Annotated in this window: 9 protein-coding genes; 6 read left to right on the forward strand and 3 right to left on the reverse strand. The window is 51.7% G+C overall.

Annotated elements, in window-relative coordinates; translation table 11 throughout:
• Positions 1-27 precede the first annotated feature (27 nt).
• Positions 28-921, forward strand: a complete 894-nt coding sequence (locus HFP08_RS27810; RefSeq protein WP_168123892.1) for a carbohydrate ABC transporter permease — start codon at positions 28-30, stop codon at positions 919-921.
• A gap of 186 nt (positions 922-1,107) precedes the next feature.
• On the forward strand, positions 1,108-2,700 hold the full coding sequence (locus HFP08_RS27815) for an extracellular solute-binding protein (RefSeq protein WP_481856627.1): 1,593 nt from the start codon (positions 1,108-1,110) through the stop codon (positions 2,698-2,700).
• A gap of 221 nt (positions 2,701-2,921) precedes the next feature.
• Here the strand turns inward: HFP08_RS27815 and tnpB are convergent, their stop codons facing one another.
• On the reverse strand, positions 2,922-3,902 hold the full coding sequence (gene tnpB / locus HFP08_RS27820; protein WP_206109334.1) for an IS200/IS605 family element RNA-guided endonuclease TnpB: 981 nt from the start codon (positions 3,900-3,902) through the stop codon (positions 2,922-2,924).
• Positions 3,903-3,953: 51 nt separating this feature from the next.
• Positions 3,954-6,218: a helix-turn-helix transcriptional regulator gene (locus HFP08_RS27825; RefSeq protein ID WP_168123895.1), complete on the reverse strand. Its 2,265-nt coding sequence runs from the start codon at positions 6,216-6,218 to the stop codon at positions 3,954-3,956.
• Between the two features lie 245 nt (positions 6,219-6,463).
• Between HFP08_RS27825 and wsfD the strand changes: the two genes are divergently transcribed.
• Entirely contained in the window at positions 6,464-7,912 is a 1,449-nt protein-coding gene (wsfD, locus tag HFP08_RS27830) for a glycan biosynthesis hexose transferase WsfD (RefSeq protein WP_168123896.1), read from the forward strand.
• Between the two features lie 85 nt (positions 7,913-7,997).
• On the opposite strand, the gene HFP08_RS27835 is transcribed toward wsfD, so the two are convergent.
• Positions 7,998-8,222: a hypothetical protein gene (locus tag HFP08_RS27835; protein ID WP_168123902.1), complete on the reverse strand. Its 225-nt coding sequence runs from the start codon at positions 8,220-8,222 to the stop codon at positions 7,998-8,000.
• Positions 8,223-8,406: 184 nt separating this feature from the next.
• On the opposite strand from HFP08_RS27835, the gene efeO reads away from it, so the two are divergent.
• Genes efeO through HFP08_RS27850 form a run of 3 tightly spaced genes read left to right on the forward strand, consistent with a single transcriptional unit; the run spans position 8,407 to position 12,432 of the window.
• Positions 8,407-9,261 carry an iron uptake system protein EfeO gene (efeO, locus tag HFP08_RS27840; protein ID WP_168123897.1) on the forward strand — a complete coding sequence of 285 codons (855 nt, stop codon included), beginning with the start codon at positions 8,407-8,409 and terminating at the stop codon, positions 9,259-9,261.
• A gap of 5 nt (positions 9,262-9,266) precedes the next feature.
• Positions 9,267-10,583: an iron uptake transporter deferrochelatase/peroxidase subunit gene (efeB, locus tag HFP08_RS27845; protein WP_168123898.1), complete on the forward strand. Its 1,317-nt coding sequence runs from the start codon at positions 9,267-9,269 to the stop codon at positions 10,581-10,583.
• Positions 10,567-12,432, forward strand: coding sequence for an FTR1 family iron permease (locus tag HFP08_RS27850; protein WP_240941923.1), 1,866 nt, complete (start codon positions 10,567-10,569; stop codon positions 12,430-12,432). Before efeB ends, HFP08_RS27850 begins: the two co-directional genes overlap by 17 nt.
• Positions 12,433-12,728: the final 296 nt, after the last annotated feature.

The following is a 12,728-nucleotide window of genomic DNA, read 5'->3' on the forward strand; positions in this document are numbered from 1 at the left end:
GAGGGAGCAAGAAAGGAGAGGACATCTATGACTATTCGAGAGGACAGCTCGGCCAAGTGGTTCCGGCTGATTGCTTATACCGTTGTTATATTGGGAAGCGTTCTTTGTCTATTCCCGTTTCTACTCATTCTGTCGGCATCGCTGTCGAGCAATGAATCCATCATTCGCGACGGCTACAATATCATCCCCACCGTATTCTCGCTGGAGGGCTACAAGGTGATCTTCAAGGTGCCGGACGAGGTGCTGCGCGCTTATGGCGTTACCACAACCGTTACGGTGGTCGGCACGGCAATCGGTTTGTTCATGATGACGATGGCGGGTTATGTGCTGCAGCGCAAGGATTTCAAGTATCGCAATCTCTTCTCGTTTCTTATCTATTTCACGACACTGTTTGGGGGCGGGCTGGTGCCCTACTACATGCTCATCACTAACTATCTGAAATTCACGAATTCGATGTACGCCTTGATCTGGCCGTCCTTGATGACACCGTTCCTTATCATTCTGATGCGAAGCTTCATTAAATCGGCGGTGCCGGATGAGGTAGTGGAGTCGGCCAAGATCGACGGCGCGGGAGATTTTCTGATCTACTGGCGCATCGTGCTGCCGCTTGCCGTTCCCGGACTTGCGACGGTAGGGCTGTTCCTGGCTTTGCATTACTGGAACGACTGGTTCTCCTCGGCCTTGTTCATTAACGACGCCGCCAAATATCAGCTGCAATTCTATCTCTACAATATCATTAACACTTCGATGTTCTTGCGGAATATCGGGGCGGGAGCGGGCGTTGTGCTCTCGGAAGGCGTTCCGACGGAATCGCTTAAGATGGCGATGGCGATCGTCGTGACGGGGCCGATCTTGCTGCTCTATCCGATCATCCAGCGCTATTTCGTGAAAGGGCTGACCATCGGCGCGGTGAAAGGTTAGAACCGAGGCCTTAAAAGGATGTTCAAAAAGTCCACTATAGCTTCATACAACCTTCTGCCGCGTTTTGAAATAACGCAGCATCGTAAGCATAGGCTATTGTGCTGAAAGCCGGACTTTTTGAGCTTTATTTTATAGTGCTTCGGCTGACATATATAATAAGAGATTAAAGGGAGGATTCACATGGGAATGCAATCAAGAAAAATGGTAAGTCTGGTTGTGGCACTTATTCTAATGTTATCGCTTGTATCCGCTTGCAGCAACAACAATAACGGGGGAAATAACGGCAATGGCAATGGTGCAAGTACATCCGATGCGACGACGAAGCCGTCCGAGAATACGGCGACGGATGCGCCTGCCGGCATCGACACCTCCAAGAAGGTGGAGCTTCAGCTCTATATGCTCGGCAACGCGCCGAAGGATCTTCCCAAGATCGAAGAAGAAGTGAACAAGATGGCGATGGAGGACCTGAACGCCACAGTGAAATTCAACTATACGACATGGACGGATTGGGAGCAGAAATACAAGCTGCTGCTGTCGACCGGTCAGGATGTGGATCTGATCTTCACGGCGGATTGGACGCAGTTCCAGCAATATGCGAAGAAGGGCGCTTTCCTGAAGCTGGACGATCTGCTTCCGGTCGACGCGCCGGAGCTGTATGATTTCGTGCCGCAGGATATGTGGGATGCCGTTCGAATCGACAACAATATCTATACGATTCCGGCAACGTATAAGGAATACGTAACGAACGGCTTCGTGTGGAGAGAGGATCTGCGCAAGAAGTATAATCTTCCGACTCCGGTCGATATCGCTTCCTTCGAGGCTTATCTCGACGGTATCAAGCAGAATGAGCCGGATATGCAGCCGCTGGCCATCGGCGCCGATCTCGGCGGAGCGTTGTCCGATCCGTTCCTGGACATTCACCGCCATATCGTAGGCGCATTGCCTTACGGCATGTTTGCCACTTACGAGAATCCATCCGAGATGACCTCCTATTGGGGCTCGCCCGAGCATCTCGAGGATCTGCAAACCTTCAAACGTTGGGCGGACAAAGGCTATATTTCGAAAAATGAGTTGAATGAAACCGAAAGCAATCAAGACAAGCTTACTGCGGGCACGGCAGCGGCAATGCTCGGCGACAATCCGACGCGCTTCAACAGCACGAACAGCAATATGCAGTCCGTTCACCCCGATTGGGAGCTGGGTTACTCCCCGTACGGCTTGACGACGGGCTACGCAACGCCTGTTCATCCGATTCATAACGGCTTCGCGATTCCGAAAAACAGCAAGAATGCGGATCGCGCGCTGGCCTTCTACGAGAAGCTCGTCATGGACAAACGCTATAACCAATTAACCGAATACGGCATTGAAGGCGTGAACTATACCGTAGACAACGGCTACTACAAGATGGTAGGCAACGCGGATACGAACGGCTTCCTGCGCGAGAATATGAACGGCTGGGCGTGGCGCAACCCGGAATTCATGCTGTTCGAGCCAAGCTATGACGGCGTGCAGAAGATCTTCACCGAGCTGGACAAAATTCAAGCTCCGGACATCTATACCGGCTTTGCCGAGGATTATACCGATTATCAGGCGGAGAGAGCGGCGCTGGAGCAGGTTGAGAAGCAGTATCTGTTCCCGCTCATGGCGGGTCAGGTGAAGGATGTGGAGGCTGGTCTTAAGACCTTTATGGAGAAAGCGAATCAGGCAGGCTTGCAGAAGGTGCAGGAAGCGTACAAGAAGCAATGGCTGACTTATCTGGATGAGCAAGGGATTAAGTAAGAAGCGCACAGGGGAGTAAGCAAGAGGCACACAAGGGATTTAGTAAGAAACGCATAAACGCAACAAAGCAGCCGCCATCCTGCGGCTGCTTTGTTGCGTCATGGCGTTGATGCCGATAACGCGAGATTGTACTGGAATTGTTCCAGCTTAATTCAGGGAAACGAGTAAATTGAGATCATGTAGTGGAATTACTCCAGCTTCCCTGCGGTTGTCTTCCTTTGCTATATCGTGAGAAGCCTTAATCCTTCTTGCCGAATATTCATACTTGCATTGCTGTCTCTGTCGTGGTAAACACCGCACTCTGGGCATTTCCACACACGTATCTTCAAATCCTTTACTTCCTTGTTTTTATGTCCGCATGCTGAACATAGCTGACTCGATGCATAGGTTGTCCCTAGGATCGATATCGTCCGGCCGTACCATTTTGCTTTGTATTCCAGCATCGTTCGAAAGGCTGACCATGATGCGTCGCTGATGGATTTTGCAAGCTTGCGGTTTTGCAGCATGTTTCTTACTTGTAAATCCTCTAAGCAAATCACTTGATTTTCGCGAATGAGCTTCGTGGATCGTTTCTGTAAGAAGTCCTGGCGACTGTTCATGATCCGTTCATGAAGGAGCGCAACCTTGCGTTTGTTCTTCTGCACATTTCGACTGTCGCTTAACGGACGTCCGGCTTTCTTTGCCGCTTCTTGTTTTCGTGAAAGCGATCGCTGTGCTCTAGCCAATTGCGGTTCATATTTCCTTATGTATGTCGGATTTTCGATTCGCTCCCCATTCGACATGACTGCAAACTCCTTCAAGCCGAGGTCAATGCCTATGCTATGATCGCTTGGGATGACGGGGTATATGTCCACTTCTGCAAGCACGGAAACGAAGTACTTACCGCTTGGATGGCGCCTAATAGTCGCATTCAGAATGCGTCCTTCGATTTCACGGCTTTTGGCAAACTTCACAAGACCTAGCTTTGGTAACTTGATTCTCGTGCCTACGATTTCGATATTTCCGTTTGTGTAGTTGGTTTGGTAGGACTGTATGGGATGCTTCTTGCTTTTGAACTGCGGAGCATGATTCTGCTTGTTGAAATAGCGACGAAAAGCATCAGCAAGGTTCCGGAGTGCATTTTGCAATGAAAACTTATCCGGCTCTTGAAGCCACTGAGGTGAGTGGACGCAGTGGTGAGTGGATGCTGAGGTGAGGCTCAAGTCAAAACGCGGCCTCAGCTCGGCCCAAATCAGGCTGAGCCTCTTGGGGGCTCAAGCCTGGTTCGCGTTGCGGAACTCGGACGGCGTTACACCGGTAATCTTCTTGAAGATGCGGTGGAAGTAGGAGCTGCTGGTATAGCCGGTGCTCTCCGCGATTTGGGTGACGGGCTGCTCGGATTGAATGAGCAGTTCTTTCGCTTTCTCCATGCGCACATGATTGATCATATCGACGATATTCGTCAGCGTCTGTTGACGATATACTCTGCTGATATGGTAGGTCGACATCTTCAGCTCTTCCGCTACATAATTAAGGCTAAGATTCGGATCATTGTACCGCGTTTCAATAATATGGGTGATGCGTTGAATGAGATCCTCCTGTTTATTGCTCCGCTTCTCGACAATCTTGGATTTCAATAGGTCGAAGAAGGAGAAGAAATCCTCCAGCATGTCTTCTTTCGTTTCGTATTGCTCGAAAGCAGGAACGACCAGTTCGGTGCCGAGACCAAGCTGCAGCAACCCGTTCCTTTCGATTTCCGCAATCATATTGCTGAGCGTTACGGTCAGATGCGTAGCAGTGGAATGGAAGATGGAGATCCCGAAATGCGACGTATCGTGGATGATTTCCTGGAACAAAGCTTTCGTTTCATCCGATTTGCCTGCCATCAGCGCATCAATCATCCGTTTCTCCTTGGCCAGAGGGAAGGCGTACTTCGATCCTGGATCAAGCATTAAGTCATCCGTCATAATAAGAGACCCTCTGCCGAGAAAATAACGATGATTGGACGCTTCCTTCACCTGCTTGTAGCTGATATGCAAATGATGCGGATCCTCCGAGAGCGCGGAAACGGCTATGGTCAAGCCGATTTGCAAATATTCGGAGCAAGCGGCTTGGACATGCTGCAGATTGGCTTGCAGCAGCTCTTCATCCAGCATGCCGCTGGCGAGATCATTGACGAACAGAAGGATGCCGTCTTCCTCCAGATCGACGGAATCGACGCGATATTGCTTCGAACAGATTTCGGAAGCAATGTTCATTATCGCGAATTTGTAAGTAAGCAGATCGGTTGGATGCTCCTCCCTGAGCTGCTCGAATCGATCGATTCTTACATAAACCAAGCGGTATGGCTGCGTGAAGTCGAAGAAGATATTCATGCTCTTCAGCTTCGCGATCTGCATCTTGGGATCGAAGTCTCTGATTTGAATCAGCTTCCGCAATGTGTTCTGCCGAAGCGTATAGCTGCTGTTTCGCTTCTCCGATTCCAGGTCCTTCATTCGGTTCTCGATCCGATTGATCGGAGCATATAAGAATCTGGACAACAACCAGGACAACAGCAGGCCAAGCAACAGAACGACGCCCGCGATTTGAATGGTTTTGCTGCGTACGGAGCTAATCTCCTTCGTAATGCTGCTATAAGGCGTGATTCGTACATAATGCCATTGATATTGGTCGGGCGCGGTGTACGTAATCAATGATTTCACGCCTTCAAAGTTCGTAATCTCGTAACCGGATTGCTCTTTGCGGACGGCCTCCTGGAAAAAACGGTTTTCGGCAGCTCCGAGCGAGGCCGGAGTCAGGTCATTCACTGTGAAAATTTTCTCGCGATCATCAATGAGATAGGTCTGGATATCTTTCTGAACGGGCTGCCCGCTCATGCCGAGCTCTTGATTGATCCAGGAGGAAGAGATATTCACGATGACGGCGGAATTAATCTTCTGCGTGAGACCTACGGCGTCATAGCAGAGATACGTATAAATGCCCTCGCGGGATTCGGAGTCAATGCTTGATCCGGACAGGACGGTGCTTCCGCTGTCCACGATTCTCGGAATCGGAGTGAACGGCTTGTATTGCTGATACTGCTGGAGCGTGTCCACAATGCCTTTATCCGCTATGGCGCTTTCCTCGATAATGCCCTTCTGGCCGTTCTGGGCTGCAATATAATACACGCCGGCAGCCGAATTGTATACATAGATGGATTGAATATAAGGCATCGTGGCCAAATAATTGTTGAGATCCATCATCGCGCCTTGAATATCGAAAGCGTTCGGCTCCTTGTAATAGAGCAGCTTTGCAATGTTGCTGTTGCGATAAATCTGAAATGAAACCGTTTGCGCGCTTTGCGTTGTTTTGGCCACGGCTTGAGAGGTTTGCCTTAGACTGCTGAGATCGAACTCGAATACCTTCTCCTGCAAAATGCGGGAGAAGGTGAGATAGTGAATGGCGGAGGTTGTGATGGATGCGACAACGATACATAAGGTTATGCCGAGCAAAATTCGGATGTATAATTTGCCGTCTCTTTTGAAGCGATTGAAGCGCATGAAGTCATCTCCTCCATTATCTGCATCGTATTCAGCGTGAACAATTCTGCTTTATTATAGCTCAGGGGGAGTGAACTGCGACAGTGGAACGATATAGAAGCTGTGCACATAGCGGGGATTCGGCTGTGAACATTTCTGATATTGCTGTATTTCCTTGCATTTTGAAAGGAAGATGGAAGTGATTTCTCCCTGATTGCTTTGGACTGCCGCAATTTGGTAGAATGCAATCGACAGGAGAGAATGAGATGATGATGTTTTTGAAAAAATGGATGAAGCCGGAGTGGTTGTTTGTCGTAGCGGGGATATGCGTCGCCATAAGCGTATTATTCAAAGGCTCCTTTGTCGGAGTTGCCGACAATGGCGATTTTCTGCGGATTATGGGTTCCGCGGGATTGAATTACGGTGTTGCGGGGGAGTCATACGAGGATCGCTTTTTTGGGTTTTCGCATATTTATTTTGCTTATGATCATTTCTTCCGGGGATTCTATCCGACCACGCAAATTATTCTGGTTGCGATTGCGCGATTCATCGGGCGAATGGTTAACCCGTCAGCCTTCGATATACGACTCTTAGGCGGATTGTACGTGCTGCTTTTTCTGGCGGCTGGTTATTTGCTGATCAAATTCAATAAGACACGCTCGTTCCTCGCGAATGCGACGCTTGCCGTCCTCATGCTGATCATGCTCTCGGATATTGGATATCTGGCCTACTTCAATTCCTTGTTCGGCGAGCCTGTATCCTACGTATTCCTGCTGCTTGCCATGGGACTTGGCTTGATGTTGACCAGGCAGAAGCTTCCTGCTCGTTCTGGCTTGCTGCTCTTTTTCCTGGCCGTGCTGTTCCTGGCCTGCTCCAAAACCCAGAACGCGCCGATCGGAATCGGTTTTGCGCTTATTCTGCTGCGGTTTGCATGGTTGAAGCAGGGGGCAGGGGGCTGGAAGCGGCTGGCGCTGCTGTTGTCGGGGCTGATGTGTCTCTTCTCGATCATCATGTATGCGGCCGCGCCGCAGGATTTTAAGAAAATTAATCTGTATCAAACGGTGTTCTTCGGCGTATTGAACGGCTCCCCAGACGTGGAAGGAGACTTGGATGAGCTTGGCCTGCCGGAGAGGCTGTCCGTGCTGGCGGGAACGAACTATTTTCAGAGCGGAACGGCTATAGCGCAGAATGATCCATCGCTGGAGGATGATTTCTATTCGCGCATCTCGCATGGGAAGGTGATGCTGTTCTATATGAAGCATCCCGCGCGCTTCTTGAACAAGATGGAGTTCGCGGCGGAGAACGGCATGACGATCAGGCCCTATTATCTCGGCAATTATGCGAAGGAGGAAGGGGAGGAACGAGGCGCTCTGTCCTATGCGTTCAGCGGCTGGAGCGAGTTCAAGAAGCATCATATGCCGAATCGGCTGTGGTTCATCGGACTTGTCTATCTGCTCTATATCGGCGTGCTCGTGTTCTATTGGGCGAAGGATCGCGATACGGGGGCGCGGATTCGAGTCGAGCTTTTCTTGTTGCTTGCTTTAACCGGAATGTTCAGCTTCTTGATTCCGATACTTGGAGACGGGCAAGCGGATATCGCCAAGCATCTGTTCCTATTCAATGCGGTGTTCGATATGATGCTGATTACAGGCGTGGTGTGGCTCGTCCATCGAATTGCCGTCATGTTTCGAAGACGGGGGCAGGAACAGTCTTGAACAGCTTCGCGAAGCAGTCCGCTTGCAGCGAAGATGCACGGGATGCCGACTCGGGCGAGTCTGACCCTGGCATCCCGCCAGCCGATCAATATAGAGGTCCGGGCATATAGCAGCCGGGGAAACCATTAATATCCTGAATCATATAGAAGGGATACTGCTTAGCGGCGAATTGGCTCTGGTACATATATTCCTGAAGCACCACTTTATTGTCGCTCAGACTGCATAGCACGCCCGAGACTCCTTGACCGTTCGTCAGGGAGACGCCGACAGGCTGGCCGACGAGGCCGGTCGCTTTTGAATACCATGACATTTGCGGCATAATTGCGTTCACCTCCACAGAGCATCATATGATGGGGGTGTTTGTCATGCCACCAGCAGCGAGCGCCTAATTATTACAAATGAAATTCCATTGACAATGATTATCAATGGCGGTTATACTTCAATGTAGTTTAATAGGAAGAAGCATGATACGGAACTAGGGGGATTATTTTAAAATGAGAAAGCAATTAACGGGACTTATTCTGGCAAGCACGCTTGTCTTCGCGGGCTGCGGCAACAATAACAAGGAAGTGAACGCCCCGGCTGGGAACAGCGGTAATACCGATCAAACGGTTTCGCAGGTAGAGAACTGGGATCCGATTATCGAACAGTATCGTCAGTTCTCGTTGGATCAAGCGGATCAACTGGTAATCAAGACGGAAGAATTCGTCAAAGCGGTTAACGACGGAGATGTTGACGCGGCTAAGAGCCTGTACGCGCCGACCCGGATGTATTACGAGCGCATCGAACCGATTGCCGAGGCTTTGGGCGATTTCGATCCGAACATCGATGCCAGAGAGAATGACGTGGAAGAGAAGGATTGGAGAGGCTTCCATCGCCTTGAGCAGGGACTATGGGTGAATGGAACGACCGAGGGCATGAAGGATTATGCGGATCGTCTTCTGGCCGATGTTCAATCGCTTCGGGCATTAATGGAAACAGTGGAGATCGACCCGAGCATGCTGGTGACAGGCGCGGTTGAATTGCTGAACGAGGTTTCCTCCTCGAAGGTTGTCGGCGAAGAAGAGCGTTATTCGCATACCGACCTTTATGATTTTGTCGCCAACGTGGAGGGCGCAGAGAAGATCTACGAGCTGGTCCATGAAGATTTGAAGAAGCAGGATGCGGAGCTGGATAAGCAAATTGCGGAAGGCTTTGCGAATTTGAATGAAGCGTTGACAGCCTATGAGAAGGATGGCGGATACGTATCTTACGAGGAATTGAAGGAAGAAGATACGAAGAAGCTAAGTCAATTGCTCGACGCGCTTGCGGAACCTCTATCCCAAATGGGTGTCATACTGGGGGCTTAATCATCATGGGAAAAGATACGAAGCACGCGGACGAAACGCATAGCGGCAAGGAAGGCCAGGGGCTCGGCAAGCCGGTTAGCCGAAGGGATGTTCTGCGCATGGCAGGCATTGGCGGTGCTGGTCTGATTCTGGGAGCGACGGGCGTTGGCGGCATCATGAAGGCTGCGGGAGAGGTGCTCGGCACTCGCGGTTCCGATAAGGTGGAGGCCGCAACGGGAGACATGATTGGGTTCTACGGCAAGCATCAAGCGGGCATTACGACGCCCTCGCAGAATCATATTCTGTTCGCTGCCTTCGATGTGACCTCGACGAACGCGGGCAATGTGAAGAAGATGCTCAAAGCCTGGACTGCTGCCGCGGCGGCAATGGCGAAGGGCGAAATGATCGGCGATGTGAACGATAACGGCAACTTACCTCCATCCGATACGGGCGAGGCGGCAGGATTACTGTCGTCTCGCTTGACTATGACCTTCGGTATCGGTCCAAGCATGTTCGACAGCCGATTCGGGCTTGCGGCGAAGCGTCCGGCGGCGCTCGCGGATCTGCCCGCTTTCGGAGGCGACGAGCTTCGCGAGGAATGGAGCGGCGGGGATATCGGCGTTCAAGTATGCGCGGACGACATGCAGGTCGCATTCCATGCGATTCGCAATTTTGCGCGAATCGCTCGAGGCACAGCGGTGCTTCGCTGGACGCAGGAAGGCTTCCAGCGTTCGGGAGCGGCGGATCCGGCGGGAGCGACGCCGCGCAACCTGATGGGCTTCAAGGACGGCACCGGCAATCCGGATACGAATGACGGGGAAGAGATGAACCGCGTAGTATGGGCATCCGGTTCCGACGGGGCGCCATGGATGGATGGCGGCAGTTATATGGTCGTGCGCCGCATTCGCATTCGCGTCGAGGTATGGGATCGTTCGACGCTGCAGGATCAGGAAGCGACCTTCGGCAGGCATCGGCATTCCGGAGCTCCGCTCGGCGGCAAGAACGAATTCGATCAGGTGGACGTGAATCGCAAGGACGCGAACGGCAAGCTGATGATGCCGGCTACATCGCATGTCAGCATTGCCAGAGGGGACGGGACAGTGAAGATTCTCCGCAGATCGTATTCGTATTCCAGCGGCATGGATAATCGGACAGGACAGCTCGATGCGGGCTTGCTGTTCATTTGCTACAACCGCGACACGCGCAAGCAATTCACGCCGATTCAAACCAAGATGGGACAGAGCGACAAATTGAACGAATATATCGTCCATACCGGCAGCGCAATCTTCGCTTGCTTTCCGGGCGTGAAGGAAGGCGGCTATATCGGTGACACGCTGTTCTAATGGATTCATAGTCAAAATTATGATGAGCTTGTTCGCGCTTACGGCAATCGCAATGCCGCTTTCGACAGGCGCAGGAACTATGGTCGCTTATGCGGCTGACGGCGGCAGCGTGGATGGGGTTGCTATTGCTGCCGGTTCCGCAACAGCTGAGCTTTCAGAGACAGCTGCAGAAGCCGAATCGCAGAAGCTGAATGCTTTGCTGCCGTTAATCGGCAGTGCGCTGGCGGCGGCAAGCCAGGAACGATGGGCGGACGCGTCGGAGAAGATTGGCGAAGCGGAGAGCATTTGGGGAGAAGTGGAGCTTAGCTCAATAGCCGGCGAAGCGGATGTGGATTCCGCCTTCGCCAATGCGGGAATGCTGCTCGGCGATGAGAAGGTCGACAAGGACGTCGCGAAGGCTTCTCTTACCGAGCTTGCGAGGGCGATCAATACGTATATGAAGGCGGCGAAGGGAGAGGACGGCTCGTCGGACGACGCTGGAAAGACAGCCGCTTCGGAGCTGCTGCCCTTGGCTGAACAATTGCGTTCCGAGGTGCTTGCCGGTTCTTGGGAAGAAGCGAACGGCGTCTATAAGGAAATCAACAATCATTGGCCGGATATCGAATCCTCCATTCGAAGCGACAACTTCGCCGTATACGGCAAGCTCGAAACCGCGATGAGCATGATTCGAATCGCGATTCAAGCGGAGCCGCCTAGAGCTGAACAAGCTGCGAATCAAGCCGGAAGCCTTGTCGAGCTGCTGACCGATTATAGGGATGGCAAGCTGGAAGAGGAAGAAGCGCCGGCTGAAAAGCTGGATGCTGCCGATCTGATTGTCATTCTGGATAAAGCCGCGCGGGATATTGAATCCGGCTATTATGCGGAAGCGGAAGGACAGATGGACGAATTCATCTCAAGCTGGCCGCTCGTTGAGGGTCAGGTGCGGATTTACTCTGCGTCTGCGTATACGAAGGTCGAGACGATCATGACAGATGTCGCTCGTTACTTGGATGCTGATCCGAGGGATACGGATAAAGCTTTTGGGGTTATTGCGGAGCTGCGTGAGACGCTTGGGCCGCTGACAGAAGATCAGACCTATACGGCTTGGGATGCCGGACTTATTCTGCTTCGAGAAGGACTTGAAGCGATTCTCGTTATCGCCGCCTTGCTCGCTTATTTGAGAAGAACGGATAATCACGCGAAAGCGGTCTGGATTTGGTCCGGCGTATGGACGGGCCTCGCTTTGAGTTTGGGAGTGGCTGTTCTGCTGACGAATGTAATTGCGCAAGCGACGGCAGGCTCCGCTCGGGAAGCGATGGAAGGGATAACGGGCCTGGTTTCCGTCGTACTCATGATAACGGTGGGCAACTGGCTTCATAGCAAATCAAATTTGAAAGCATGGAACAGCTACATTGACGGGAAGATGGGCTCTGCTTTGGCAAAGGGAAGCTTATGGTCGCTGTTTTTCGTCTCGATGCTCGCCATCATGCGCGAAGGCGCGGAAACGACAATTTTCTATGTCGGGATGGCGGCTTCGATTGATGGGCTTCAGATGATAATCGGCATAGTCGTGACTTTGGCGGTATTGGTTGTGCTGGGATACGCCATCATTCGGTTCAGCTCGGTATTGCCGATTCGTCCATTCTTCCTTGTCGCGTCGGGACTCATTTATTATTTGGTCATTCGATTCATCGGGGAGAGTATTCACTCCTTGCAGGTCGCTTCCTGGATACCCGTGCATGCGAGTGACAGTTTGCCGACCTGGGGCTTCATCGGAGCTTACCCGACCTGGGAAACAACTGTGCCGCAGCTGGCGGTGCTGCTCGTTGTCGTCGGGAGGTATGCGATAGGAAGGAAAGCGGCGAAGTAATGCTTAGAAGTTAAGCGTAGAAGTAATGCAGAGAAGCGATACCGCGAGGTATTGCGGTACAGGATGAAATATGCGATGAGCGAACAATAATGCGTCGATGTGGAAGTTACGCTATGAATGTGAATCGTTAATGAGGAAGGAAACCGTTGGCAATCTGCCAGCGGTTTTTTCTGTATAGCGCGCCTAGCCAAGCTAGGCACAACTAGCCGGTGAAAGTCCGGTCGAGGTAAGAGCCAAGTCGCCTCGTAGCTGACAGGCAACTGGTGGAGAGATCCTAAGGTTGAAGCCCTGTGACA

This window comes from Paenibacillus sp. HB172176 (assembly GCF_011947265.1).
GTDB lineage: Bacteria > Bacillota > Bacilli > Paenibacillales > Paenibacillaceae > Pristimantibacillus.